The 24,360-nt window shown below is 60.8% G+C and carries 25 protein-coding genes; 14 read left to right on the top strand and 11 right to left on the bottom strand.

All coding sequences use genetic code 11. The features are described 5' to 3' along the window. Positions 1 to 114 precede the first annotated feature (114 nt). The 7 genes from AC1RR3_RS16060 to AC1RR3_RS16030 all read left to right on the top strand — a co-directional run bounded on the left by AC1RR3_RS16060 (position 115) and on the right by AC1RR3_RS16030 (position 7,055). Positions 115 to 1,020, top strand: a complete 906-nt coding sequence (locus tag AC1RR3_RS16060) for a transporter substrate-binding domain-containing protein (RefSeq protein ID WP_492824076.1) — start codon at positions 115 to 117, stop codon at positions 1,018 to 1,020. 15 nt (positions 1,021 to 1,035) lie between these two features. Further along, positions 1,036 to 1,692 (top strand): amino acid ABC transporter permease, encoded by a 657-nt coding sequence (locus AC1RR3_RS16055; RefSeq protein WP_492824075.1) that lies wholly within the window; start codon positions 1,036 to 1,038, stop codon positions 1,690 to 1,692. Then, the gene (gene ehuD / locus AC1RR3_RS16050; protein WP_492824074.1) at positions 1,685 to 2,341 is read left to right on the top strand and encodes an ectoine/hydroxyectoine ABC transporter permease subunit EhuD; all 657 of its coding nucleotides are present in this window, start codon (positions 1,685 to 1,687) and stop codon (positions 2,339 to 2,341) included. The genes AC1RR3_RS16055 and ehuD overlap by 8 nt, the downstream gene beginning before the upstream one ends. A gap of 13 nt (positions 2,342 to 2,354) precedes the next feature. Continuing rightward, positions 2,355 to 3,119 carry an amino acid ABC transporter ATP-binding protein gene (locus AC1RR3_RS16045; protein WP_492824073.1) on the top strand — a complete coding sequence of 255 codons (765 nt, stop codon included), beginning with the start codon at positions 2,355 to 2,357 and terminating at the stop codon, positions 3,117 to 3,119. 197 nt (positions 3,120 to 3,316) lie between these two features. Then, on the top strand, positions 3,317 to 4,633 hold the full coding sequence (locus AC1RR3_RS16040) for an MmgE/PrpD family protein (protein WP_492824072.1): 1,317 nt from the start codon (positions 3,317 to 3,319) through the stop codon (positions 4,631 to 4,633). A gap of 128 nt (positions 4,634 to 4,761) precedes the next feature. Then, the gene (locus AC1RR3_RS16035; RefSeq protein WP_492824071.1) at positions 4,762 to 5,931 is read left to right on the top strand and encodes a mandelate racemase/muconate lactonizing enzyme family protein; all 1,170 of its coding nucleotides are present in this window, start codon (positions 4,762 to 4,764) and stop codon (positions 5,929 to 5,931) included. A gap of 98 nt (positions 5,932 to 6,029) precedes the next feature. After that, a complete protein-coding gene (locus AC1RR3_RS16030; RefSeq protein WP_492824070.1) occupies positions 6,030 to 7,055 on the top strand; it encodes a D-2-hydroxyacid dehydrogenase in 1,026 nt (341 codons plus the stop codon). A gap of 36 nt (positions 7,056 to 7,091) precedes the next feature. Here the strand turns inward: AC1RR3_RS16030 and AC1RR3_RS16025 are convergent, their stop codons facing one another. From AC1RR3_RS16025 to AC1RR3_RS15995, 7 genes are all read right to left on the bottom strand, one after another. Further along, complete coding sequence (locus tag AC1RR3_RS16025; RefSeq protein WP_492824069.1) at positions 7,092 to 8,093, bottom strand: LysR substrate-binding domain-containing protein; 1,002 nt, start codon at positions 8,091 to 8,093, stop codon at positions 7,092 to 7,094. A 367-nt stretch (positions 8,094 to 8,460) separates the two neighbouring features. Then, entirely contained in the window at positions 8,461 to 8,634 is a 174-nt protein-coding gene (locus AC1RR3_RS16020) for a hypothetical protein (protein WP_492824068.1), read from the bottom strand. Positions 8,635 to 8,775: 141 nt separating this feature from the next. Beyond that, on the bottom strand, positions 8,776 to 9,753 hold the full coding sequence (locus AC1RR3_RS16015; RefSeq protein ID WP_492824067.1) for an ABC transporter permease: 978 nt from the start codon (positions 9,751 to 9,753) through the stop codon (positions 8,776 to 8,778). 8 nt (positions 9,754 to 9,761) lie between these two features. Continuing rightward, positions 9,762 to 10,727 (bottom strand): ABC transporter permease, encoded by a 966-nt coding sequence (locus AC1RR3_RS16010; RefSeq protein WP_492824066.1) that lies wholly within the window; start codon positions 10,725 to 10,727, stop codon positions 9,762 to 9,764. Next, positions 10,724 to 12,214 (bottom strand): sugar ABC transporter ATP-binding protein, encoded by a 1,491-nt coding sequence (locus tag AC1RR3_RS16005; RefSeq protein ID WP_492824065.1) that lies wholly within the window; start codon positions 12,212 to 12,214, stop codon positions 10,724 to 10,726. The genes AC1RR3_RS16010 and AC1RR3_RS16005 overlap by 4 nt, the downstream gene beginning before the upstream one ends. Before the next feature lie 70 nt (positions 12,215 to 12,284). Then, complete coding sequence (locus tag AC1RR3_RS16000; RefSeq protein ID WP_492824064.1) at positions 12,285 to 13,421, bottom strand: ABC transporter substrate-binding protein; 1,137 nt, start codon at positions 13,419 to 13,421, stop codon at positions 12,285 to 12,287. An 81-nt stretch (positions 13,422 to 13,502) separates the two neighbouring features. After that, on the bottom strand, positions 13,503 to 14,585 hold the full coding sequence (locus tag AC1RR3_RS15995) for a 2,3-butanediol dehydrogenase (RefSeq protein ID WP_492824063.1): 1,083 nt from the start codon (positions 14,583 to 14,585) through the stop codon (positions 13,503 to 13,505). Positions 14,586 to 14,842: 257 nt separating this feature from the next. Between AC1RR3_RS15995 and AC1RR3_RS15990 the strand changes: the two genes are divergently transcribed. Then, positions 14,843 to 15,757, top strand: a complete 915-nt coding sequence (locus tag AC1RR3_RS15990) for a LysR family transcriptional regulator (protein ID WP_492824062.1) — start codon at positions 14,843 to 14,845, stop codon at positions 15,755 to 15,757. Between the two features lie 114 nt (positions 15,758 to 15,871). Here the strand turns inward: AC1RR3_RS15990 and AC1RR3_RS15985 are convergent, their stop codons facing one another. Genes AC1RR3_RS15985 through AC1RR3_RS15975 form a run of 3 tightly spaced genes read right to left on the bottom strand, consistent with a single transcriptional unit; the run spans position 15,872 to position 18,633 of the window. Continuing rightward, on the bottom strand, positions 15,872 to 16,753 hold the full coding sequence (locus AC1RR3_RS15985; protein WP_492824061.1) for an SMP-30/gluconolactonase/LRE family protein: 882 nt from the start codon (positions 16,751 to 16,753) through the stop codon (positions 15,872 to 15,874). Next, positions 16,750 to 17,922, bottom strand: coding sequence for a M24 family metallopeptidase (locus tag AC1RR3_RS15980; protein ID WP_492824060.1), 1,173 nt, complete (start codon positions 17,920 to 17,922; stop codon positions 16,750 to 16,752). The genes AC1RR3_RS15985 and AC1RR3_RS15980 overlap by 4 nt, the downstream gene beginning before the upstream one ends. A 51-nt stretch (positions 17,923 to 17,973) precedes the next feature. Further along, complete coding sequence (locus AC1RR3_RS15975) at positions 17,974 to 18,633, bottom strand: GntR family transcriptional regulator (RefSeq protein ID WP_492824059.1); 660 nt, start codon at positions 18,631 to 18,633, stop codon at positions 17,974 to 17,976. Between the two features lie 230 nt (positions 18,634 to 18,863). Between AC1RR3_RS15975 and AC1RR3_RS15970 the strand changes: the two genes are divergently transcribed. From AC1RR3_RS15970 to AC1RR3_RS15945, 6 genes are all read left to right on the top strand, one after another. After that, complete coding sequence (locus AC1RR3_RS15970) at positions 18,864 to 19,883, top strand: TRAP transporter substrate-binding protein (RefSeq protein ID WP_492824058.1); 1,020 nt, start codon at positions 18,864 to 18,866, stop codon at positions 19,881 to 19,883. Between the two features lie 75 nt (positions 19,884 to 19,958). Continuing rightward, a complete protein-coding gene (locus AC1RR3_RS15965) occupies positions 19,959 to 20,468 on the top strand; it encodes a TRAP transporter small permease (RefSeq protein WP_492824232.1) in 510 nt (169 codons plus the stop codon). Positions 20,469 to 20,529: 61 nt separating this feature from the next. Continuing rightward, on the top strand, positions 20,530 to 21,810 hold the full coding sequence (locus tag AC1RR3_RS15960; protein ID WP_492824057.1) for a TRAP transporter large permease subunit: 1,281 nt from the start codon (positions 20,530 to 20,532) through the stop codon (positions 21,808 to 21,810). 33 nt (positions 21,811 to 21,843) lie between these two features. Beyond that, on the top strand, positions 21,844 to 22,338 hold the full coding sequence (locus AC1RR3_RS15955; RefSeq protein ID WP_492824056.1) for a type II 3-dehydroquinate dehydratase: 495 nt from the start codon (positions 21,844 to 21,846) through the stop codon (positions 22,336 to 22,338). Between the two features lie 17 nt (positions 22,339 to 22,355). Beyond that, positions 22,356 to 23,012 (top strand): hypothetical protein, encoded by a 657-nt coding sequence (locus AC1RR3_RS15950; protein WP_492824055.1) that lies wholly within the window; start codon positions 22,356 to 22,358, stop codon positions 23,010 to 23,012. Next, complete coding sequence (locus tag AC1RR3_RS15945; RefSeq protein WP_492824054.1) at positions 23,012 to 23,311, top strand: hypothetical protein; 300 nt, start codon at positions 23,012 to 23,014, stop codon at positions 23,309 to 23,311. Before AC1RR3_RS15950 ends, AC1RR3_RS15945 begins: the two co-directional genes overlap by 1 nt. 148 nt (positions 23,312 to 23,459) lie before the next feature. Here the strand turns inward: AC1RR3_RS15945 and AC1RR3_RS15940 are convergent, their stop codons facing one another. Beyond that, a complete protein-coding gene (locus AC1RR3_RS15940; protein ID WP_492824053.1) occupies positions 23,460 to 24,242 on the bottom strand; it encodes an IclR family transcriptional regulator in 783 nt (260 codons plus the stop codon). Positions 24,243 to 24,360: the final 118 nt, after the last annotated feature.

The following is a 24,360-nucleotide window of genomic DNA, read 5'->3' as shown; positions in this document are numbered from 1 at the left end:
CAATAACATTTCTGAATAGTTCAATTCGTTCATGGTATTGGACCCCGGCCCCGCTGTCTCCATACCGTCACATAGGGGCAGATCTATTCTTCCGGGGCTATGAAGAGCAGCGGAATGATGCAGGGGAAAGGCGTGAGTATGGTAAAGGCTTTCCAATCAGTCGTCGCGGTTGGGGTGCTTAGTGCACTGGCAAGTCTTTCGCCTTTCACCACAGTGCGTGCGGCCACCACAACAGACAAAATTCTCAGCGAAAAGAAGCTGACGGCTGGCATTCATGGCGGAAGGCCGTGGGGCTATCGCACGCCAGACGGCAAGGTTGAGGGATTCAACGTCGACATCGTGCGGGCGGTGTTCGAGCCACTCGGTGTGACGGAGATCAACTTCGTTACGGGAGATTTCGGTTCTCTCATTCCTGGTCTCATCTCCAACCGCTTCGATATTGTCGATTCAAGTGTGGTGATAACGGCGGAACGCTGCAAGCTCGTCAGCTTTGGGGATCCCGAACTCACGAGTATCGATGCGCTTTTGGTGAAGAAGGGAAATCCTCACAAGATCGCCAGCTTCAACGATGTCATCAAAGATCCTGCCTTGAAAATTGGCGGAAGCCGCGGCAGTCAGCAAGCGAAGAACGCCGAGTTGGCAGGTCTGAAAGACCAACTGCAACTGTTCCAGAATACGGAATCGACCGTGTCCGCCCTTGTCGCCGGACGCGTCGATGGAATTACCTTCACCTCGGGCACCGTCAACGCTCTTCTGGCGACCCCCGCAATCGGGGCTTCCACCGAACGCGCGAAGCCGTTTGTCGGGCTCAGCGATGCAAATGGCAAGCCTGTCGCTTCCTACGTGGCGGCCGTCTTCCGCCAGCAAGATACGGACCTGCGCGACCTCTTCAACAAGCGCCTGGCGGAATTGAAGGCCGATGGGACGATCGCCAAGATCATGGCGCGCTATGGGTTCGAACCGGACGAAAAGGCGCCCGACGGATTAACCGGGACGGAAGTCTGCGCTGGCAAGAACTAGGAAGTCCGTTCCCAGATGAGCTTCCTGGATATCCTTGCCATCATATGGAGCGGTGCGGGCGTGACGGCGGAAGTCACACTGCTGAGCTTGGCCTATGGTATTCCCTTCGCGCTGATTTTCGGAGTTCTCCAATATAGCGCGACAGGGTGGCAGAGGGCGCCGGTTACCGTGGTGATCGAGTTCTGGCGTAGCTCGCCGGTCGTGATCCTGCTGTTCGTCTTCTATTATGCGTTGCCGCTTGCCGGCCTGACGCTGCAGGCAATGACCGTCAGCACCATGGTGCTGGGATTGAATATAGGCGGCTACGGAAGCCAATCGGTGCGCGCCGCCCTCCAGGCACTTGATCGTGGCCAGTATGAGGCGGGCATGGCGATCGGTCTCAGCCGGTTTCAAACGCTGATATGGGTCGAATTGCCCCAGGCGCTCAAGGCGATGATCCCGAACTTCGTGAATCTCCTGATCCAACTCGTCAAGGGCACGGCGCTTGTCTCGCTGCTCACGCTCGCGGATATGACCTTCAGGGCCAAGGAGCTCGCGTTCTCGACCTTCGACCCAGCTTCGACCTATGTCGCGCTGCTGCTGTCGTATTTCGTCATCTGCTATCCACTGACCGTTCTTGGTCGTCAATTGGAGCGCCGGCTTCGCGTGGGAACGGAGCGCGGCCGTGTTTGACGTCTCCTTCATGCTGTCTGCGGTTCCGATCATCGTGAAGGCGATGGGGACGACGATCTGGGTAGCTATTGTCAGCAGCATGGGAGCTGCGGCACTGGGCTTTTCCTTTGAAATCGCCAGACGCTCCGGCCCGATACCCGGCGTGGTGATGAGGTTTCTGATCGACTTCATTCGCTCGACGCCGATCCTGGTGCAGATCTACTTCTTCTATTTTGTGCTGCCGCACTATGGCGTGACTCTGCCGGCACTTGTCATCGGCGTGTTCGCCCTGAGCTTGTACTACTCGGGATATCTTGCGGAAGTATTCAAAGCGGGCATCGATAGCATTTCTCGCGGTCAGTTCGAAGCCGCGCAAGCTCTGGGCCTCAGCGGATGGGACACGACCCTGCGCGTGATATTTCCGCAAATGCTGCGCGCTGTCGCTGCGCCAATGGGAAACTATTTTGTCTCCGTGTTGAAGGCGACGCCGTATCTGGCGGTCATCTCCGTACATGAAATGCTCGGAGCGGCTCTCGACATTGGCTCGGAGAGCTTCCGCTATCCTGAACCCATGATTGCGGTCGGAATCATTTTCCTGTGCCTCGCTCTGATTATTGCGCAGGCGGTTCGCTGGATGGAGCTTCGTCTCCTGGCATCTGACAAACGCTGATGACGGAAAAACCATGACAACTAGTCAACCAGGCGACGACGGCAAAGGGTGCATCGTGGAAATCGGTGGCCTGCATAAGTGGTACGGCCAACACCACGTTCTAAAGGATATCAACCTCGACGTTCGAAACGGCGAGAAGATCGTGATTTGCGGGCCTTCCGGGTCGGGGAAGTCGACCCTGATCCGATGCATCAATGGGCTCGAACGCTACAGCAAGGGCAGCATCCTGGCGAATGGGCAGCTGGTCAATGATCAACCGCGACATCTGCGCCAAATCCGCCAGGAAGTTGGAATGGTATTTCAAAATTTCAATCTATTCCCGCATCTCACCGTCATAGAAAATTGCACACTCGCCCTCACCAGGGTGAAGAAGATGCCTCGCGCGGAAGCAATCGAGATTGCCAGATACTATCTCGAGCGAGTGCGCATTCCAGAGCAGGGCAGCAAGTATCCTAGTCAGCTATCGGGCGGGCAACAGCAACGCGTTGCCATCGCGCGGTCGCTTTGCATGAAACCGAAGGTCATGCTCTTCGATGAACCGACATCCGCGCTAGACCCTGAGATGATCAAGGAAGTGCTGGATGTCATGACAGGACTGGCTCGAGACGGCATGACGATGCTCTGCGTCACTCATGAGATGGGATTCGCAAGGGAAGTCGCCGACCGCATCGTGTTCATGGACGCCGGCGCGATAGTGGAGGAGGGTGATCCTGAAGCGTTCTTTGGTGCGCCCAAGCACGAGCGCAGTCGCAAATTCCTGTCCCAGCTGCTGCATTGATGTTCAGTTGCGTGCGCGCACGCCAATGATCTGGCGCGGACCGCGAGGAAGGCGGACGTCGCCAATAACGTTCGTGAATAGATGCACCCTTCCTTGGTATTGGAAGAGGCCCTGCTGTTTTCATACGGTGCGCGCATTGGGGCCGTCTCTCGTCAAGAAGTCGGTGCAGCCAAACGAAAGTCATCGGATCGTCTAGAATGCACGTCATTCAAGAACTCTCTGAATTCACCGCCGCACACCGCGAGGGTAGTCTGCCAGACTCGGCTCGTGAGATGTGCTCGCTGCTGATCATGGATCTTGTTTCGGCCAGTGCCGCCGGTCTCAATTCAGATCTCGCCAAGGCGGCGCGCGACACGTCAGCAGGCATCTTTGGCGGCGGCGATGCGTCGGTCTGGTTCACGTCGAGCTCTCAGAGCATAGCCGGGGCTGCAATGGCCAACGCCGCTGCAGCAAGCGCTCTCGATATCGATGACGGTCATCGCGGCGCGGCCGGGCATCCTGGAGCCGGTATCATACCCGCCGTATTCGCTGTGGCTCAGTCCCTCAATTCGCCTGACGAGCGGATATTCGATGCCTTGGCGCTCGGATATGACGTCGGACTTAGGATCGCGGCATCGCGACCGACGCCGACAATCGAGACGTATAGCAGCGGACGCTGGGTCAACTACGGAGTTGCCGCTGCCGTTGGCCGCTTATTGGGCCTCAGTGCGGACGAGATCGCCCATGCTATGGCCATTGCAGGTGCGGAAGGGCCGATAAGCTTTCCCAAGGGAAGTTCTCTCTACCAGGGCAGTACAGTCAAGGAAGTCATCCCGCCAGCAGTCGTGGCCGGTTTGACCGGAGCGTATCGCGCAAAGGCAGGCGCTACTGGCCCTCGGGATCTGCTTGACCGGAACGACAACTTCGACCGCTCGATCGTCACGGGAGGATTGGGCGAAACGTGGTGGCTCGAAGGTTGTTACCTGAAGCCCTACGCCTGCTGTCGTCATATGCACGCGGCGATCGACGCAATCGACGCCTTGAGGCGATCCGGAACGCCGATTATCAGTCTCCGAATCGAGACATTTCCTCGTGCGCTAGGCCTTGCCAATGAGCGCGCGCCGAAAACCCTTGAGGGCGCCCAGTACAGCTTTTACTTCAGCTGCGCGCTTGCGGCGATCCACGGAGCCAACGCGCTTCAACCAGTTGATCCCAAATGGTTGGAAGACGAGCGTGTCCTCGAGCTTGCCAGCCGGATAGAACTCATCGCGCACGACGATTTTCGCGATGCGTTTCCCAAGGCGACGCCTGGTCGCGTGATCATGGATCAGGGGCAAGGTCCGGAACGTCTCAACGTACCGCATCCTCGGGGCGATGTCGCAAATCCGATGAACCGGACGCAGGTCGTCGAGAAGTTCAAGCGGATTAGCCGGCATACGCTAAGGGAGGAAACGCGGGCGGCGGCTATCTCCGCTGTCGACAGACTGTCGAGGGAGGGTTTCCAGCCACTCTTCGCCGCGCTTAGGGGAAGCTGAACGATGCTGACGATCATCAGTCTTCGCACCTTGGAACTCCGCAGCTGACGTCAGCGTCCTTCAATTGTCGAACGGCGTTGCCGGATACGGCGCCGCCGTTATCGACCACCAACCGAAGTGAGAGTTCAATGAAAATTCGCGAAGTCAGGATCTACTGCGCCAAGACGGGCCGCCTGCACCCGGTCGTCATCGAAATTCTTACCGACGAGGGCATCACGGGCGTGGGCGAGGCAGGTGTCGCCTACGGGCTGGGCCAAACGGCAGCGGCGGGCATGATCAAGGAAATTGCCGAGCGAATGCTGATTGGCAAGGACCCATCGCGCATCGAGGCGCTCTGGTCGGAGATGTACGATCATACGTTCTGGGCAAAGGGCGGGGGAGCGATCGTCTTTGCGGCCATCAGCGCAATCGAGCAGGCCCTCTGGGATATCAAAGGCAAAGCGCTGGGTGTCCCGGTGTACGAGTTGTTCGGCGGAAAGTTTCGCGACGAAGTCCGGGTTTACGCCAACGGCTGGGGGCAAGAACACGTGCAGGTCAAGCCGTTCGCGGACGCGGCCGAGAAGGCCGTGGCGGAAGGGTATGACGCGCTCAAGTGCTATCCTTTCGCCTACCGCGACCCGGACCCGCGGGCGACGTCCCGGCATCCATCGTTGCGTTCGCTAGATAAGGATATCCTGAAACTCGCCTATGAGAAGGTAAAAGCCCTGCGATCGGCGGTCGGTCCGGATGTGGACATCATGTTGGACCTCAGCGGAGGTTTGACCTGCGACGAGACGATCAGATTCTGCCGTAAGCTCGAAGATCTCGACATATTCTTTGTCGAGGAACCCTGCGACCCCTTCGATGTTGGCGCGCTCAAGAAGATCTCTGATCATGTGCACATGCCGATCGCGGCCGGAGAGCGTCTTTACACGCGATACGGATTCCGAAAGGTATTCGAAGCGCATGCCATCGACATTGCGCAACCGGATATCTGCCTCACTGGCGGTCTGATGGAGACGAAGAAGATCGCCGCGATGGCTGAAGCCTATGACATGCGCGTTCAACCGCACATTTGCGGCAGCCCGTTGGCGACCGCGGCGGCGCTCCAGATTGGAGCGTGTATCTCGAACTTTGCGATTCAAGAGCTCTATCCATATTGGCGGACCTCTCCCGGCTACGTCGAGATTACGGACAATCCGCCTGAGGCACGCGTCAAGAATGGGAAGATCGACATACCCAACACGCCTGGCCTGGGCATAAATCTGGTTGCCAAAGCGGTGGAGCCGTTTCTCTGGGGCACCGTGAACAGCAACTGAGGTGGACCGAGTCCCTCGCGGCCTCCCTGCAAAGCGTCAGGTTGCTGTTGTACCTCCGGGATCCGCGCGCTCCCATGCGAGCGAATCCGATCCCATACATGATGGTCGAAGGGCGTGACGTTATGGCAGCCGCAGGAAGTTGGCTTTTGGCGCCTCGAATCTACGTCGAGAATGTTCGCGGCCGGGATCCTGCCTACGACGTCACGGGCGAGGCCGTTTTGCGAAGCCTCGATCCAATATACCGCCCGGTACAATTGACGTGCCGCTTTTCCGATGAGCGCGATCTAGATGCTTTCCGATGCGCCGACATCCTCATTGCCGGCAGGCTGCCTACGTCGGTCATTGCTTCCGACGCCAAAGCTCTAAAGATCATCCAGTGCACCAGCGCAGGCGTGGAGAATTATGCTCCTTTTGATTGGCTGCGACCGACAACCACGCTGACCAATGCGAGTGGCGTCCATGCCGCCAAGGTTGGCGAGTTCAGCCTTATGGCAGCGCTGATGCTCTCTGAGGGTGTACCGGCTATCGCCACATACCAACGGCACCATATATGGAGAAGAAAATTGCGCGGCATATCGGCCGGACGTCGCGTGTTGATCTATGGTGTCGGTGCCCTTGGCGGAGCTGTTGCCGAGCGACTGCATGCTGCCGGCTTCCGTATCACCGGCATCAGCCGCAGTGGACGGCCACATACCGCCGTCGAACGCATGACAACGCCCGATCGCCTGCATGACGAACTGCCCCTGACGGACATTCTGATCCTCGCATGTCCGCTGACGCCGGAGACGCGCGGAATCATTGGCGTCCGCGAATATGCTGCCCTACCCGAAGGGGCCAGTGTTCTCAACATTGCACGTGCAGGCGTGATTGATCATGCCGCGCTCGCATCGTTTCTGGAAAGCGGCCATCTGTCTGGAGCCATTCTCGATGTATTCGAGACGGAACCTCTGCCCGCCGATGCGGCTCTGTGGGATGTGCGGAATTTGATGGTTTTCCCGCATGTCTCCGCGGACGCGCCTGACGGATACATTGATCGCTGCCTTGCAATCCTTTCCGAGAATCTCCGGCGAGCAAGCGATGGTTTGCCCTTGCGCAACATAGTGGATCCGCAACTAGGCTACTGATCGGCCGGCCTCGGGCGATTGGCTTGGACGAGGGCCCTAATCCGCTTGGCTCCGTGGATTCCGAATCCACGGCCCGGGCGGCGCAATCTTTCCAATGGCGCTTTTGCTCTCCTCGTCGCTGATAATTGCGTGGTCCTCAAATATCTTCTGCAAGAAATCAACAATATGGGTATGCGCGATCTTGCGGAAGGCTTTGACAGCCGGCGACATCTGTCTGTCAGGTGGGTAGATCATCAGCGCGCGAAAGGTAACCCGTGGTACAAAAGGGCGGGCAATCAACTCGCCTACCGCGACACCAGAGAGAGAGTACGGATTGGTGAGGCCGACACCCATTCCTCTTGAGACGAGTTGACAGATGGAAAGGGCGAAATGTGTTTCGTGGACTACATTTCTCGTTACTCCGCATTTTTCGAAGACGGCGTCGATGCGTTGCCGCGTCGCGTCTACATGCGATAACGAGATGAATGGCTGCTCGGCCAAATCCTCTGGCTTGATCACCGATTTTTTGGCAAGCGGGTGGCCGGGCGGCATGACGCAGACCACAGGCGGTGCCACAAAATGTTCGGAGATGATTCCGGATAGGTCGATCTCGTCAGCTGCGAAGCCTATGTCAAATTGATCGTTTGCAACGCCATCTCTGACAACGGCAGAGCTAACAATATCCATCTCGATGATTGTTTTTAGTTTCGCCTTCGAGAAACGCGCAACCATGTCTGGTATGAATGAAAAACCAAGCGAAGGAAGCGCGGCTACCCTCAGATGTCCCAGCGCATGCGTGCGGATATCCTGAGCGATGACTTCCAATTTCCGGAGCGACAGGAACGCGCGGTCGACTCCCTGATGGAATGCCCGCCCCTCGGGTGTGGGTCGCATCCGGCCACTCTCGCGATCGAACAACTTCAGCCTGACCTCAGATTCAAGTTGGCTAATCAGTCGGCTCACGGCAGGCTGTGATATTCCCAACAGCTGCGCTGCCTTGATCGTCGTTCCCATTGTCATAAGCGCGTTGAAGGCTTCAATTTGCCGATGACTGATCATGTTATTACATTTCTGAATAGCTTTGGGTTGACACCGTATTAGTCATATTCCACCCGCAGGCGCTATCCTCAAAAACAGTTGTCTGCGAAAAAAGCGCTGAGGCGATCGTTGACTAGGTCGGCCCCAGCATAGCTATGACGCCGGTCAGGATACTTCCGGCGGTCACACGTTTCATATCCGAGTGAGAAGTCGATGGAGGCGACATTTTCGCGCGGAGTTTCTGACCCGATCGCATGCAACGAGCATCCGCCATCGCGTGTGCTTCATCGATGTCTTGCCGACGCGCTGCCCGAATTGTTGAGAAGGTCGTGCGCGACATGCCGGCCAGGCCGTCGCAATTCTTCCAGCGTCCAGCGATGGGCAGGAGCTACACCGAGACGTGACCGTCGGGCTGCTCCATGACCGAACTTGGCATCCACGGGGCCGGGTTTTCCTGTTCATCGTCAAGTATGCCCTCTGCACGCTCGGCCACCAGGAGATCGGGCCTGCGATCGTATTCGGATGGTGTGCCGCGATAGATGCCGCAGGTGCTTTGGATCATTATCTTGAGTGCACCTCCGTTATTGAAACCGGGTGATGTTGGTGGCCTGCCAATTCTACGTCCAGCTCAGATCTGGCCGAAATCCCCAACGCCTTCGGCCAAGGAGCTCGGAGCGAACTTTGGTGAGCCCGCGATTGCGCGCTAGCCGGAAACAGTGTCCTTGCGTGAATAGAGCGCCGCCGCAACGACGATCACCGCGCCTTTGATGATCAGTTGAGCCTGGACCGGCACGCCGAGCAGCAGCACCTCGTTGGCGAGAGTGACGATGATGGCCGCCCCGGTGAGCGCGCCGAGGATCGAGCCGCGGCCGCCGCGCAGCGACACCCGTCCAACGACACAGGCGACGATCGAATCGAGCTCGTAGCCTTGTCCCACCCAGTTGTCGACGAGCCCGACATAGCCGCTCAGGATCAACCCGGCGATGACCGCAAGGCAGCTCGAGATCAGGTAGCAGGCGATCGTCACCGCGTCGGCGCGGATGCCGAACAGGTGCCCGGTCACCGGATTGCCGCCGACGATGAAGATCCTCCGTCCGAATGCGGAGCGATGCAGCACCACGGCCAGCACCGCCGCCAGCACCAGCAGAACCAGCGCATTGTAGGGCACGCCATGGAATTTGCCGGAGCCGAGCACGCGCAGGAACGGCGGCACGTTTCCGGACGGCGCGCCTTGGGTATAGGCGAACCTGAATCCCTGCAGCAGGATCATGGTCGCGAGCGTTGCCAGGAACGGGGAGACCTGGCGCTTGGTGACGAGGAAGCCGTTGAGCAGGCCGACGCCAATGGCAACCCCCACCGCCGTCGCGACGATGACGGGCACATTCTGGTCGGCCCCCGCGAAGCCGGTCGCGATCACCGCGGCCGTCGCCATCATCGAGGCGACCGAGAGATCGAGGCCGCGAACCACCATCACCAGGCTTTGTCCCATGGCGACGATCGCGAGCGGCGCGACCTGCAGCAGCAGGTTGGACAGGTTGCCGGGACTGACAAAGGCCGGCGACGTCACGCCGCCGAGCAGGAGCAGCAGCGGCAGTGCGAGGGCTGCGCCATAGCGCGCCATCAGGTTGCGGACCGACCAGTACGGTGCGGTGGGGCCGGCGATTTCGGCGGAGCCTGACATCCCCTGGGTCACCCCATCCTGCGGCGTTCGACATAGACGGAGACGGCCAGGATGATGATCACCGCCTGCGCCACCAGCTGATAGTGCTTCGATACGTCCATGAAGTTGAGCAGATTGTTCAGCAGCGCAATCAGGAAGGCGCCGAACAGCGTGCCGATCACGCCGCCTTTGCCGCCGCTCAGCAACGTGCCGCCGAGCACCACTGGGGTGATCGAGGCCAGCGTGTAGTTGACGCCGGTATAGGGTTGTCCGACACCGAACCTCGCGGCGAGGTAAAGCCCGGCCGCCGCGCAGCAGAAACCCGAACTGCCGTAGACAAGCATCAGGATGCGCGTCCGCCGCAGCCCGACCAGGCGGGCGGAATTCGCATCGTCGCCGAGCGCGTATATCTGCCGGCCGAGCGGCAGATATCGCAGTAGCAGCGCGATCAGGATGCCGAGCACGACCGCCAGCGTGGCCCCGATGGGAATGCCCGCAACTCGCCCATAAGCGAGCACGGTGAAGCTACGCGGCACCCGACCGACTGGTCCGAGCGTGTAGAGCAGGGTCACGCCTTGCAGCACCGCGCCCATGCCAAGCGTCACGATCAGCGGATGGACACGCAAGGCGACGACCAGGCCGGCGTTGAGCATGCCGATGCATGTCCCGAGCGCGAGCACGCCGATGACGACCGCAACGACCCGATCCGGATTGCCGTTGATGAGGCCTGAGGTCAGGCACGACGTCAGACTGATCAGCGATCCGACCGAGAGGTCGATGCCACCGCTCAGCAGGGTTAGGGTTTGCCCGATGCTGACCAGCGCAAGGTCGGTGGTCTGCTCATAGACGTTGAGCAGATTACCCAGCGTCAGGAACCGGTCGGATACCGTTGCGCCGACGAGATAGACGGTGCAGATCAGCACGAGCACGCCGGCAAGTCCCGCATTGCTGCGCAGCCACCAGGGTGTTGTGAGACGGGCGGCGATCGCGCTCATGCGGCGCGCTCGCTGGTGGCCAGATGCATGATGCTTTCCTCCGTGGCGTCGCATCCCGGCAATTCGCCGGTGACCCGTCCTTCGCGCATGACGATGACGCGGTCAGCCATGCCGATGATTTCGGTCAACTCCGAACTGATCATCAGGATGGCAAGGCCGGACGCGGCAAGCTCGCGCATGATCCGGTAGATATCGGCCTTGGCGCCGACATCGACGCCGCGTGTCGGTTCGTCGAGGATCAGCACCGATCTGCACAGACGCGCCCAGCGCGCAATGATCACCTTCTGCTGGTTGCCGCCGGACATCGTCGCGACCGGCGTCGCGGGTCCGCGGCAGGCGATGCGGTATCGTGCGATTTCGCGGGCGGCGATCGCCGTTTCGCGCTCGCGCTCGATCACGCCGTAACGCGTCACCTCGCCAAGCGCGGGCCCGCTGATGTTGGCAGAAATATCAAGCAGCATCGCCAGCCCCTGCGATTTGCGATCTTCGGTGACGAGGCCCATGCCGAGCCGGATCGCCCTGGCGGGCGACATTGACGTCAAGCGCTCGCCGGCGACGTGGAGCGTGCCCTGCGAGATCGGGACCGCGCCGAACAGGCCAAGCGCGAGGTCGGTCCGTCCGGCGCCGACCATACCTGCGAGCGCGACGATCTCGCCGGCATGCAATGCGATCGAGACGTCCCGGACCCGGTCGCCGATACAGATGGCGTCGGTTCGCAGCACCGGTTGATCCGTCCTCGTTGCTGTCGCCCGCGGCGGAAACAGATCGCCGAGATCGCGTCCGACCATCATCGAGATCAGCCGTTCGCGGGTGACTTTGGCGGTATCCGTGGTCCCGACCAGACGGCCGTCCTTCAGGATCGTGGCGCGATCGCACAACGCGAAGACTTCGTCGAGACGGTGCGAGATGAAGAGAACGGAGACGCCGGTTTCGCGCAGCCGGCGCAGGCGCTCGAACAGCAATGCGACCTCGCGCCCGGCGATCACGGCGGTGGGCTCATCGAGGATCAGCAGGCGCACATTGTGCGTCATGGCGCGCGCGATCTCGACCATCTGCTGGTCGGCGATCGAGAGCGACGCCACCGTCGCGCGAGGATCGAAAGAGATGCCGAGCTTGCGCATCAGTTCGGCCGCCTCCTTTCGTGTCCGCCGGTGATCGACCATGCCGAGCGCGTTGCGCCGTTCGTTGCCGAGGAAAATATTCTCGGCAACGGACAGTTGCGGGAACAGTGCGAATTCCTGGTAGACGACGTGGACTCCGGCGAGTTTTGCCTCGCGCGGCGACGACCAGCTCGCGGGGTGACCTGCGAAGATGATCTCGCCCTCGTCGGGCGCAATCGCGCCGGCGATGATCTTGATCAGGGTGGATTTGCCGGCGCCGTTTTCGCCGAGCAGGCCGTGGATTTCGCCGGGCCGAACCTCGAGGTTCACGCCGCCGAGGGCGCGTACGCCGGGAAAACTCTTGGAAATGCCTTTGAGCGTGAGCATGCGGCTGGTCTTGCCCCGATTCTTACCCCGTTGGCGCATCGGCCGGGCCGGTACGCCAAATGCTCGCGCTTCAGTGCGGATAGTCGATCTTGAACGTGCTCGGATTGTAGCCGGGGCCCATGCCGCCGGACACCAGCATGTCGTCGGGACCATCGGGCACGATGTGCTGTTCGGCATACATGTCGGGCTTCGGGATCGAGGACGTCTCATCGCCGTGGGTCAGCACGATGTTGCTGTTGATGGTGTAGACGCAGGGGACCGAGGCGCCGGACAGGACTTTCAAGGCAACGTCGAGCGCCGTGCCCATCATCGCCGGCGGATAGTCGATGTCGAGCAGCGGGAACTTGTTCTTGATGGCCATCTTCATCGGCCCGTTCATGTCGGCCGAGGTCATCGGCGGAATCTCGCTGCCCTTCCAGCCGGCTTCGAGGAAGGCCTCGATCGCGCCTGGCACCTGCAATCCATGCGGCGCGAACACCGCGTTGATGCTGTGGCCGTATTTGGCGATCATCGCCTGCATCACCTGCTTGCCCTTCACCGGGCTCCAGTCGGAGTAGACGGTCTCCAGGATCTTGATGCCGGGATTGGCCGAGAACACCTGCATCGCGGGCTTGACGCGGTTCTCGTTCGGGCTGGAGCCGGCCTGCCCGCCCAGGATGATCACATTGCCCTTGCCGTTCAGCTTCTCGACGATCCACTGCGCGAACAGGCGGCCCATCATCGCGTCGGAGGCGGTGACGAAGGTGACGAAGTTGTCGGAATCGACCCGGCGGTCCACCATCACGACCGGGATGCCGCGTTCGCTCGCCTGCGTGACGGCAGGATCGAGCGCCTGCGAGGTATTGGCGCTGACGATCAGGAGGTCGACGCCGCGGGATACCAGGTCCTGGATGTCGGCGACCTGCTTCGCATCGTCGTGGCCGGCATCGGTGATCAGCAGTTTCTTCACCACGTCGGCGTGGTCATGCGCAGCTTTCTGGAGCGAGTGCAGGCCGACCACGCGCCAGCTGTCGCCGAGGCCGGCATTGGAAAAGCCGATGACATAGGGCGGCGCCTTCTTGAACTTCGCGGTGTCGCGAATGCAGACGTCGAGCGCCGGGTTGAACAGGAACGTGCGTGGCGCACCGGAATATTGCGCCCGTGCGGCGTTCGGTATCGCTACGGCCAGGCCGGCCAGCAACAGACAGCTCGCGATGTTGGCTCTCATTGGTAGTCCTCCCCTTTGATCTTCGTGATCATGGCGACTTGAGCGTCGCTCTAACCAATCAACCCCGGTTCTGGCGCCGTCTCACGACGGCGCCGCCAGTTGCGTCGACACGAGTATCTTCAGCTTGTTGTTACTCGGCGCGGTGAGGACATCGAAGCCCTTCGACACGACGTCCTCGGCACGGATGCGGCCGTCGATGATCTTCGAGATCGGTAGCTTGCCGGACTCGACGAGCCCGATGATGCGCGGCCACATCGTGATGGGATAACACCAGGTCGCCTCGATGGTGATGTCCTTCAGTGCCCACAGCATCGGGTCGGTCGAGGCCTTGCCGACATGCAGGCCGGCCTGGACCACGACGCCGCGCCGGCGCACGGCTTCGACGCAGGTGTTCAGTGCGCTTTCGTTGCCGACACACTCGATGGCGACGTCGACGCCGACATTCTCTTCGGTCTGCTCCTTGACGCGTGCGACCACGTCTGTGGTCTTGGGATCATAGACCCCGGCACAGATGCCCCAGCTCTCGATCGTTTGCCGCCGCGATGCATTGGGCTCGGACACGTAGATTTTGGCGGCGCCGGCCGCATGCGCGCACAGGATCGTCAGCGCGCCAATCGGGCCTGCACCCGCAATCAGGACGGTGCTGCCGGCCTGGACGCCGCCGCGGTCCACCGCATAGAGCGCAACGGCTGCCGGCTCGATCATCGCGGCTTCCTCGTCACTGACGGACTCGGGTACTCTGATCGCGTTGTAGTCGTTGATGACGGCGAGGTCGGACATGCCGCCCCACGCCCAGCTAAGGCCGACGCAGCCCATTTTCTCGCTGAGATGATTGAGGCCGCGCCGGCTGTAATAGTCGTTCATCGGCATCACCAGTGGCTGCACCGAGATGCGATCGCCGCGCCGGACATGCGTCACGTCGCGGCCAACATCCAGAACTTCCGCCGAGAATTCGTGGCCGAGGATCTGCGGCAAGGTCGCTGCGGTGAACACATGCGGCGACGCAGGCGTGACGATGGGCCCCGCAATGTATTCGTGGAGGTCGGTGCCGCAGATGCCGGTCCACAGCGGTTTCACCAGGAGCTGGTTGGCGCCCATCTCCTTGGGTTCAGCGACGGGTTCGACACGAATGTCTTTCCGTCCGTAATAGCGAACTGCCTTCACGGGGCGCTCTTCCCTTTTTAGACGGAGGGGGTTGCCCGCTCCTTATTTTGTTACCGGTCGAAACTGTTCCGAGAAGGGGAATTTTGGTCCCCACACTGGAGCTGCCGGTTCCAAAAGGTTAGAATAGACGCCTTGGAGCCACAATATGCAGTGATTTCCCTTCACTGGGGAATGAAGCGCCCTAATTGGCCCATTCTACAAAGAAAAAGAAGAAGTCTCGCCCAACGAACGCGACGACACGAGAGGGAGGCGGCAGAATGGCCATCGACCGCATGAAGGACATCAGCGTCTTCGTCCATGTCGCGGAAGCCAAGAGCTTCACGGCTGCTGCCGAACGCATCGGGCTTTCGCGATCGGCCGTCGGAAAAAGCATCGTTCGGCTCGAGGATCGGCTCGGCGTGAGACTGCTCCAGCGAACCACGCGTAGCGTCTCCTTGACCGGGGAGGGCGCGGCCTTTCATGAGCGCTGCGTGCGGCTCCTCGCCGATCTCGACGAAGCGGAGATGGCGATGCTCAGTCATTCGCAAGCGCCGCGCGGACGACTCCGGCTGGATCTTCCCGTCTCATTTGGGCGATTGCACGTGCTGCCAGTCCTCAATGCCTTCATGCGCAAATGGCCGGAGATTTCGGTCAGTGCCTCCTTTGGCGATCGTTACGTCGATCTCATCGACGAGGGCGTCGATCTCGCGATCAGGATCGGCGGAAGCGAGGACTCGCGCCTGATGACCCGGCAGCTGGCGCCGCATCGTCTGGTGACTTGCGCATCGCCTTCGTATTTCGCCGGCAGAAGCCCGCCACAGGCCATTGAGGAATTAGGCGACCATAGCTGCCTCGCCTTCGTCCATGGCGGCCGGCCCGTCGAATGGCGCTTCAGCGAGAACGGGCAATCCCGATCCGTCGCGATCAGCGGCCGCTTCGCCGCAACGAACGCGGAAGCGCTGCGCGACGCGACGCTTGCGGGATACGGGATCGCGCGCCTTGCCACGTTCCTGATCAGTGACGATCTGCGTGCCGGTCGATTGGTTCCTGTGCTCGAGGGGGTTGATGCCGACGGCCCTCCAATCCGCGCCGTCTATCCGTCGAGTCGGCACCTGTCCCCGAAGGTGCGCACCTTTATCGACGCGTTGCTCGATGCGTGGCGTCCGGAGCCGCCATGGGATAAGCGAGACTGAGATATTGGCGGTTTGCGGTTGATCAGGCTTCAGCGCTTCGGATACGCTCAATACCGCCGAGGATTGAACACTATCCTGATCGGCATTGTGCAATCGCCACAAACCTTGCGGGCGTCAGAACGAACTGAACGAGAATCGATGCTCCGGAAGGCCCTGCGCGACGCCGTGAATGGCAAGAACATGACCGGCGTGGGGTTCGATGCTCAGCTGCTGCGGATCCAGGAATTTTCTGGCCGTCGTCACAAACAGCGTTTTGAGATCATTTCCTCCGAAGCACAGGCACGTCGGACTGGTCACAGGCATCGGGACAACGGTGTCAATCTGCCCGTTCGGCCGATAGCGGACAATCCGGCCACCCGAAAAGAAAGCCGTCCATAGTCCGCCGGCTACATCAATGCACGCGCCGTCAGGTCTTTCCTTCGAGGCACTGTAGTCCGCAAACAAGCGTCTGTTCCGGATCACGCCATCATCGAGATCGAAGTCGAACATCCACGTACAGTATCGCCGTGTGTCCGTGAAATAGAGCGTGCGATTGTCTGGCGAGAACGCAATGCCGTTGGTCACGATGACGCCGTCGAAGATGTGCGCCACCTGACCGTCGCCGGTCACGCGATACAGCGCGCCGTTCGGACGATGCAGCTGGTTGTCCATAGTGCCGATCCACAGGCGGCCGCGCGCGTCCACGCGGCCGTCATTGAGACGGTTGTCCAGGCCACGTTCGACCTCGATGACGGCCTGACGATGGTGGAGCGTCAGATCCTGCGCGAGCAGATGCGAGCCGTCTGCCGTCAGGGCCTGGCTGCCGAGGAATTGGCAATCGTAGGACGTGACGTGATGGGCGCCGGTCGCCGGATCGAAAGATTGATGCAGCCTGCCGTCGATGTCGACCCACCACAGCCTGCGGGACTGGTCGCACCACAAGGGCGTCTCGCCGAGAATGTCTGCGCTGCTGACGGCGGTCTCGACTTTGCCAGGGGAAATCGAGTTCACAGTCATGCCGGAATCCGGTTCCAGCCGCGGGCGTCGTCACCAAAGGCCTGATAACCGTCCGGCGTCACGGCAATCGTATCCTCCAGCTTGATGAAGCCCCGCCGCGGATGCGGCAGCGTCGTTTCGATCGAGATGACCATGCCAGCCTCCAGAGGCGCGTTGGCGTCGTCGGCGGGATACGGAATGGGGCCGTTCGCCGTCAGGCGCGGCGCTTCGTGGCTGACGATGCCCATGCCATGGGCGACGAAGTGCATCTGCTTGCCGTGGGCGGATCGCGCGAGCGCTTCGTTCGCGGCGGTGTAGATATCGGTACCGATAAGACCCGCTCGTATCGGAGCGCGGGCCGCCTGCTGGATCTGGTCGATCTCCGCGAGCAGATCGACAAGCTCGCGGTTCGGTGTCCCGTGCACGGCCATCCGGCAGAGATCGCCGATATAGCCTCGATAGTTCCCGCCCGAATCCAGCGAGACGATATCGCCGGGCTCGAGGCGCTGCTCGGACGGCGCCCGGTTGAGGCTCGTTCCCATCGTCACCAGCGCGTATTCGAAGATCATGTCGCGCGACAGCTCCGCGTGGCGCAGATGATCGATAATCTCGCGCTTGCTCTGACCGGCGCGGGTACGGCTGGCCGCGTCCGTCATCGACGCGACCACGCGCTCGGACGCCTCACGGAGAATCTCCAGCTCGGCCGCGGTCTTGATCGACCGCAGTTTCTCCAGCGGCCGCATCGCCTCGACGAGTTGGCAATCCAGTAGCTCCCTGCGCAGCACGTCTGCCGCGTCAGTCGGCAGGAACGACAGCTCGGCGCCGACACGAAGCGCGGGTGTCGCGATAGCCTTGATACGCTTGAGCGCGAGCGTCATCGCCTCGACCGAGGTGGACGATCCGAACACGACCGGCGGCATCCAATAGCCGGCGCTGGTTCGGTTCTGGACGCTGTCCCGCTCGTTCCGGTTGGCAATATAGGCCGACTTGTCCAGGTCGCCCTTCACATAGACGAAGATCGGCAGAAACCGGCTGATGCCGATCGCTTCCATGTAGTCGAACTGGAAGTGATGGTACCCGCCGAGAAGATACTGGATGTTGTGCTTCGACGTCACGACCACGACGTCGATGCCGGCATCATCGAGCAAGCCGTCGAGCCTGGCCGTGGAAAATGGAATGTTGGCGTGCATTGATCGTTCTTCTGCGTCGACGATTTGCTTCTGCTTGGCAGGCGAGGGCGCTCAGACGTCCTTCCAGGAGGACAGGGCATGCGCGACGCAGCCATTGATGTGCTCGCTCAATACGGCCCGGGCGCTCTTGATGTCCCGCTTCAGCGCGCATTCCAGCAGCGCCTTGTGCTGGTTGATCGTCTCCGTGCCGCGATAGCGCAGCGCGTAGCGGAAATATTTGTCGAATACGATGGCGTGCGTGTGCATCAACTCGCGTGAGCCGCAGCTCGAGATCAGCGCCTGGTGGAATTCTCCGTCGTAGCGTTTGCGCAGCTCGGGATCGTCGCCCTCGGCGAGAACGGTGCGCTCGGTCGCCGCCAGCTTGTGATGCGCCGAGACCACGCGGCCTTCCCATTCGACATCGCCGGCGCGGAACGACTCGGCCATCGCATGATGCTCGAGCAGGATGCGCAGATCGGCGAGCTCGCGCAGGTTCTGGATCGAGATCGGCGCTACCTCGAAGCCGCGCTGGCCTTCGGCCACCACGAAACCTTCTGACGTCAGGCGATTGAGGATCTCACGCAACGTCGAGATGCTGACGCCGTAATCCTCCTTCATGGCATCGAGCTTGAGGCGCCCGGAGGGCGTCAGCACGCCGAAAATGATGTCGGACCTGATGCGCTGATAGCCGCTGTCGCCCGCCGACAAAGGCCGTTCCTCGAGTGCCGTCATGCCGTCTGATCCCGCTCGTCCACATCGCCCGCCGCATGTCGGACGGCCGAACCATCAATGTTGCCAGCACTATAGCAGAATCCAAACATCAGAGGTCTATCGAAATCTCATATGAAATTGATAATATAGTTTGACGCCGGAATATATGTATGATGTGTAAATCAACTGAGGGCATGGAAAACAAGCGCGCTTAAGCCGCCGTTCGTGCCCGTGGGAACAGGGAGGAAACGATGAGCTTGTGGGTACGGGCGCTGTCAGCGACGGCGATCTGCGTGGCGTTGACGGCCGGCGCATCCGCCGCGGATGACATTCAGGAGCGGACGATCAGGTGGGGCCACCTGAACAACACCGATCACCCCGTCAGCTTTGGCGTGCAGAAATTCGCCGAGATCCTGCTGGCCAAGAGCGGGGGCAAGATGAAGGTCCGCGAGTTCGCGGCCTCCCAGCTCGGCAACGAGTTGCAGCAGCAATCCGCGCTGCGCGGCGGCACCCAGGAGATGCTGTCGGCCTCGACGACATCGCTCGCGACCGTCATTCCCGAATTCGGCCTTGTCGATTTCCCGTTCCTGTTCAACACGACCGAGCAGGCCGACGCGCTCGCCACCGGCAAATTCGGCACGGCGATGCTCGATACCTTGCCGTCGAAAGGTCTGATCGGTCTCGGCTATTGGGGCCTCGGCTTCCGCAACGTCACCAACAGCACCCGTCCCATCACCAAGCTCGAGGATTTCAGCGGGCTCAAGCTTCGCGTGATTCCGAACCCAGTCTATCTCGAGACCTTCGGCGCCTTCAAAGCCAATCCGGTCCCGATGGCTTTCGGCGAGCTGTATTCGGCGCTGGAGACCCGCACCGTCGACGGCGAGGAGAATCCCTACACGGTCATCCTGTCAAACAAGTTCTACGAAGTGCAGAAATACGTCTCCGCCACCAATCACACCTTCACCCTGAACATTATCCTGGTGAGCAAGATCTTTTGGGACAAGCTGTCACCGACCGAGCAGCGGCTGATGCGCGAAGCCTATGAAGAGAGCCGCGGCTACCAGAAGCAGCAGACGCGCATTCAGACCGAGAAGGCGCTGGCGGAATTGCAGGCCAAGGGCATGCAGTACAACGCGATCACCCCCGAGGAGACCGAGCGCATGCGCAAGACGTCGCAGCCGGTCGCGGACAGGATTTCTGCCAGCTTTCGCCCCGAGACGGTGAAGCTCTTCCACGACGAAGTCGAGCGCATTCGCAAGGATGTGAAGTAGTCGACTTCTTCATCACGCAGGCGCCGGAGCCGGCCCATGGCCGGCTCACACCCCACATTCGGCTGGAAGTCACTCATGGCGCGCGCTCTCGACCTCTATTGCAGCTTCCTGAAGGCCGTCATTGCCGCCTGTCTCGCGGTCATGGTGGTCCTCGTCTTCGGCAACGTCGTTCTGCGTTACGGCTTCAACTCCGGCATCACGATTTCCGAGGAGCTGTCGCGCTGGCTGCTGGTCTGGCTCACTTTCCTTGGCGCCATCGTCGCGCTGCGCGAGCACGCCCATCTCGGCGTCGATAGTCTGGTCCGGATGTTGCCAGCCTACGGCAAGCGCATCTGCTTCGTCATCAACTACGGCCTGATGCTGTTTGCCGATTGGCTGCTGCTCTCGGGCAGCTGGCGTCAGACCATCATCAACATCGACGATCGGGCGCCGGCGACCGGCCTGTCGCTCGGTATCTTCTACGCCGTCGGCGTGGTGTTCGGCGTGTCCGCCGCGGTGATCCTTTTCTACGACCTCTTCCGTGTCTTCACCGGGCAGGCCAGCGAAGCCGACATGGTGGCCATCAAGGAATCGGAAGAGCACTGATGTCGCCGCGCCGATTCTTGCCGTTTGGCACTCGCATCCTGCAAACTACCAGGACCATGCCATGACGATAGCCGTCTTCACGTTCTCGCTGCTGGGCGCCATGGCGCTCGGCATGCCAATCGCCTTCGCGCTGATCGTCTGCGGCGTGGCCTTGATGAGCACGATCGACATGTTCGATGCCCAGATCGTGGCGCAGAACGTCATCAATGGCGCGGACAGCTTTCCGCTGATGGCCATTCCCTTCTTCATGCTGGCGGGTGAGGTCATGAACAAGGGCGGCCTGGCCAAGCGCATCGTCAATGTCGCGCTCGTTGCAGTCGGGCATTTTCGCGGCGGACTTGGTTACGTCACGATCCTGGCGTCCTGCATTCTCGCCTCGCTGTCGGGCTCGGCCGCGGCCGACGCCGCGGCGCTTGCATCCCTTCTGGTGCCGATGATGGTGGCGGCTGGACACAAGAAGTCCTATGCGGCGGGTCTCGTGGCGGCCGGCGGCATCATTGCTCCCGTCATTCCGCCCAGCATCGGGTTCGTCATTTTCGGCGTCGCCGCCGGCGTCTCGATCTCAAAACTGTTTCTGGCGGGTATCGTGCCCGGGCTGCTGCTCGGGGCCGGACTCTGCTTCGCCTGGGCGTGGGTGGTGCGGCAGGAAAACCTGACGCCGCCGCCGCGAGCCTCCTTGTCCGAGATGATGAAGGCCGTCATCGACGGGTTCTGGGCGCTGATGCTGCCTGTTATCATCGTGGTCGGTCTGCGTTTCGGTATCTTCACGCCCACGGAAGCTGCGGTCGTCGTCGCCGTCTATGCGCTGTTCGTGGCGACCTGCATCTATCGTGAATTGAAGCTGTCGCAGCTTTACGAGGTGTTCGTTTCCTCCGCGGTGACGACGAGCATCGTGATGTTCCTGGTCGCGGCCGCGCTGGTGTCCTCCTGGCTCATCACCGTATCGGAGATTTCCGCACAGGTAGTTGATCTCCTGAAGCCGTTCATGGGCAACAACACATTGTTGATGCTCGCGATCATGGTCGTGGTGGTGATCGTCGGAACGGCGCTCGACATGACGCCGACGATCCTGATCCTGACGCCGATTTTGATGCCGATCATCAAGGCCGCGCATATCGATCCCGTCTATTTCGGCGTGCTCTTCATCATCAACAATGCCATTGGCCTGATCACGCCGCCAGTCGGCGTGGTGCTGAACGTCGTTTGCGGTGTTTCCAGGATCAGCATGGACGACATCATCAAGGGCGTCTGGCCCTTCATGATCGCGCAACTGATCGTCCTGTTCGCGATGGTATTATTCCCGGGACTGGTGACGATCCCAGCGAAATGGTTCGGCGGCTAGCCGTATCGGAAACAACGGAACGGAGTAGGGACAATGGCCGCGAACATCATGATCCTCAATGGGCCCAATCTCAATTTTCTCGGCATCCGGGAGCCGCACATCTACGGCCGGACGACGCTGCAGGAGATCGAGGCGAACTGCCAGGCGCTGGCCGATCAGCTCGGCGCGTCGGTCTCGTTCCATCAGTCCAACATGGAAGGCGAGCTCGTCGGCCTGATCCAGTCCGCTCATGGCAAGGCGGACGCGATCATCATCAACCCGGCAGCCTATTCCTTCACCTCGATCGCGTTGATTGATGCACTGAAGATTTTTGAAGGCGTGAAGATCGAGCTCCATATCTCCAACATCCATGCGCGCGACGAGCTTCACCGTCATTCGATCACGTCGAGCGCCTGCACGGCCGTCATTTGTGGCCTCGGCCCATACGGCTATCTCGCCGCGATGCTGGCGGCCGTCCAAAAGCTCGGACGATTGCCTGACACGATTCCGCCGGCTCTTCACGGGCTTGCCGCCGCCGGCAAGGCGTAAGCTAAGGGGAGAGCGGGATGCGTGGAGCGGGATTTCTTGCCATCTGGAGCGACGTCGCGGCGCCCGATCTGACCGATTACCGGCATTGGCTGACGCGCGAGCACACGACCGAGCGCGTCACGACCAGGGGCTTCCTGGCAACGCGTGTCTTTCGCGCGGCAAGGGACGACATCAACCGCTTCTTCATCCTGTACGAGCTGGACGCGCCCGAGGTCCTCGACGGCGAGGCCTATCTGGCGCGCCTCAACGCACCGACGCCATGGTCGCAGCGCATCATGCCAAAGCTCGGCAATTTCATGCGGGGCGGGGGCACCATGGTCGTGCGCGCTGGGCGGGGCGAGGGGGCCACCATCATGGCGCTGCGGATCGAGACATTGCCAAAAGACCCGCAAAAGCTGGCTGAGGCGCTCGTCGCGTGCGACGGGGTCGCCGCCGTGCAGATTGGGACGACCGACGAAGCGCGGACATCGGTGCAAACAGCCGAAAAGGGCATGCGGAAGGACGAGGGCTTTTTCGCGGGGCTTTTGCTGATCGAGGCGCTCGACGCGGCCTCGTTGCGGGGTGCCTTGCACCAGGCGCGCGCGATTGCACCCGAAATCCTGGGCCAGGCAAGCGAGCCGGAAGTCTATCGGGGCATGTTCGCGCTCGACGCCCGCATTGCCGATTTCGGCTGATGGCGATTTTCTCGCTTGCCGCGTTGACCGCACTCGAGCTCGCGCCGCCCGAGCTGATCGAGGTGGCGGCCCGCTGCTGCTACGACAAAGTCGGGCTCAGGTTGTTGCCGGCGACGCCTGGCGGGATTGCCTATTGCCTGATGGACGATGCGCCGCTGTTGCGGGAGACGCTGCGGCGGCTGCAATCGACGAGGGTGACGGTCGCCGATCTCGAGGTCGTTGCGTTCAGGCCGGAGGCGGACATCGCGTCCTTCACTCTCTTCTTCGAGGTGGACGGCGGAAAAAATCATCAGATGTGAGTCAGAGCCCTTATTCCATGCAGAAACACAACGGAACTGAGTGCGACTGGGGTACTCACCGACGGGCGAAGCACGTTCCCTTGTCATGCCAACAAGATCAGACATCCTTGCCGACCGTCATGATCGAATTGGAATGATGCCCTGAACGTCACACCGCCTCCCTGGGGGTCAGCGAACGTTGTGACCACGCGTCGACGTGCTGAAGTAATACTTGCCGTAATTTCTGCTTGCGCGGTTGTATATCTCGGGTGGGTCCAACGAGAGTGACCGATGCTACGACCTCTCCGCGCTGATTGCGGACGGTTGTCCCGAGAGCGGACCGTGTACCCGACAATCGCACGTTTTCCGCAATCCGAGTTCTCCTGATTTCCTCGTACTCGCTCAAAAACGCATCGACGGCCTCCGTCTCATCCGGATTTCGTCGCCGGATATAGGCCTGAAGATCGGCGTCCTGCCGCGCGGCCAGTAATGCCTTGCCGCCCGCCGTAGTTAGCAAAGTGCGGCGAATGTTTGAACGAGACTCCACCGCGGACAGAGCGTCTCCGCCAGCTTCTGCGATGTAGATCAACTGGTCGCCTGCCGCGACACCCAGAAATACAGGCACACCAGTTTTTTCGTGCAGCGCAACGAGATCTGCGTGCGTGACGAGGCCGGCGCGAATATGACCGCTGACGAGCGTCAATCCATATACCGCCGGGCCCAGGTAGAAGCCACGCTGTTCTTCGTAGAGCCATCCCTTGGCCAACAATCCGCGAACGAAGCCGTGGACCGAGCTCGGTGGGGCATTGAGCGCTCGAGCGAGTTCGGCAAAAGCGATGCCAGGCTTGTAGACCACTTCTTCAAGAATGCGCGTGACCCGATCAACTGTTCGATGAGTTGGCGGCTCGGGCGCGGGACGCGTCGCCAGCTTACGTTTAGCCTCCTTAGGCATTGATCGGATACTCCGCAAAGACGAATTGACCTCGTTGATATCATCTTTCGAAGGTTGCGTTCAAAGAGATTGACGAACCTGAATCAAGAAGATCGATCGCAGCTTCTCGATTCGAAGA

The sequence above is a fragment of the Bradyrhizobium sp. GW821-FHT13H05 genome (assembly GCF_058804065.1).
The sequence above is the reverse complement of the archived record's forward strand: the minus strand, read 5'-3'. Positions and strand labels throughout refer to the sequence as shown.

Bases quoted from the DNA above. Each gene is read 5' to 3' on its own strand.
- AC1RR3_RS16060 (WP_492824076.1), top strand. From the start codon at position 115: ATGATGCAGGGGAAAGGCGTGAGTATGGTAAAGGCTTTCCAATCAGTC.
- AC1RR3_RS16055 (WP_492824075.1), top strand. From the start codon at position 1,036: ATGAGCTTCCTGGATATCCTTGCCATCATATGGAGCGGTGCGGGCGTG.
- AC1RR3_RS16045 (WP_492824073.1), top strand. From the start codon at position 2,355: ATGACAACTAGTCAACCAGGCGACGACGGCAAAGGGTGCATCGTGGAA.
- AC1RR3_RS16040 (WP_492824072.1), top strand. From the start codon at position 3,317: ATGCACGTCATTCAAGAACTCTCTGAATTCACCGCCGCACACCGCGAG.
- AC1RR3_RS16035 (WP_492824071.1), top strand. From the start codon at position 4,762: ATGAAAATTCGCGAAGTCAGGATCTACTGCGCCAAGACGGGCCGCCTG.
- AC1RR3_RS16030 (WP_492824070.1), top strand. From the start codon at position 6,030: ATGATGGTCGAAGGGCGTGACGTTATGGCAGCCGCAGGAAGTTGGCTT.
- AC1RR3_RS16025 (WP_492824069.1), bottom strand. From the start codon at position 8,093: ATGATCAGTCATCGGCAAATTGAAGCCTTCAACGCGCTTATGACAATG.
- AC1RR3_RS16020 (WP_492824068.1), bottom strand. From the start codon at position 8,634: ATGATCCAAAGCACCTGCGGCATCTATCGCGGCACACCATCCGAATAC.
- AC1RR3_RS16015 (WP_492824067.1), bottom strand. From the start codon at position 9,753: ATGTCAGGCTCCGCCGAAATCGCCGGCCCCACCGCACCGTACTGGTCG.
- AC1RR3_RS16010 (WP_492824066.1), bottom strand. From the start codon at position 10,727: ATGAGCGCGATCGCCGCCCGTCTCACAACACCCTGGTGGCTGCGCAGC.
- AC1RR3_RS16005 (WP_492824065.1), bottom strand. From the start codon at position 12,214: ATGCTCACGCTCAAAGGCATTTCCAAGAGTTTTCCCGGCGTACGCGCC.
- AC1RR3_RS16000 (WP_492824064.1), bottom strand. From the start codon at position 13,421: ATGAGAGCCAACATCGCGAGCTGTCTGTTGCTGGCCGGCCTGGCCGTA.
- AC1RR3_RS15990 (WP_492824062.1), top strand. From the start codon at position 14,843: ATGGCCATCGACCGCATGAAGGACATCAGCGTCTTCGTCCATGTCGCG.
- AC1RR3_RS15985 (WP_492824061.1), bottom strand. From the start codon at position 16,753: ATGACTGTGAACTCGATTTCCCCTGGCAAAGTCGAGACCGCCGTCAGC.
- AC1RR3_RS15980 (WP_492824060.1), bottom strand. From the start codon at position 17,922: ATGCACGCCAACATTCCATTTTCCACGGCCAGGCTCGACGGCTTGCTC.
- AC1RR3_RS15975 (WP_492824059.1), bottom strand. From the start codon at position 18,633: ATGACGGCACTCGAGGAACGGCCTTTGTCGGCGGGCGACAGCGGCTAT.
- AC1RR3_RS15970 (WP_492824058.1), top strand. From the start codon at position 18,864: ATGAGCTTGTGGGTACGGGCGCTGTCAGCGACGGCGATCTGCGTGGCG.
- AC1RR3_RS15965 (WP_492824232.1), top strand. From the start codon at position 19,959: ATGGCGCGCGCTCTCGACCTCTATTGCAGCTTCCTGAAGGCCGTCATT.
- AC1RR3_RS15960 (WP_492824057.1), top strand. From the start codon at position 20,530: ATGACGATAGCCGTCTTCACGTTCTCGCTGCTGGGCGCCATGGCGCTC.
- AC1RR3_RS15955 (WP_492824056.1), top strand. From the start codon at position 21,844: ATGGCCGCGAACATCATGATCCTCAATGGGCCCAATCTCAATTTTCTC.
- AC1RR3_RS15950 (WP_492824055.1), top strand. From the start codon at position 22,356: ATGCGTGGAGCGGGATTTCTTGCCATCTGGAGCGACGTCGCGGCGCCC.
- AC1RR3_RS15945 (WP_492824054.1), top strand. From the start codon at position 23,012: ATGGCGATTTTCTCGCTTGCCGCGTTGACCGCACTCGAGCTCGCGCCG.
- AC1RR3_RS15940 (WP_492824053.1), bottom strand. From the start codon at position 24,242: ATGCCTAAGGAGGCTAAACGTAAGCTGGCGACGCGTCCCGCGCCCGAG.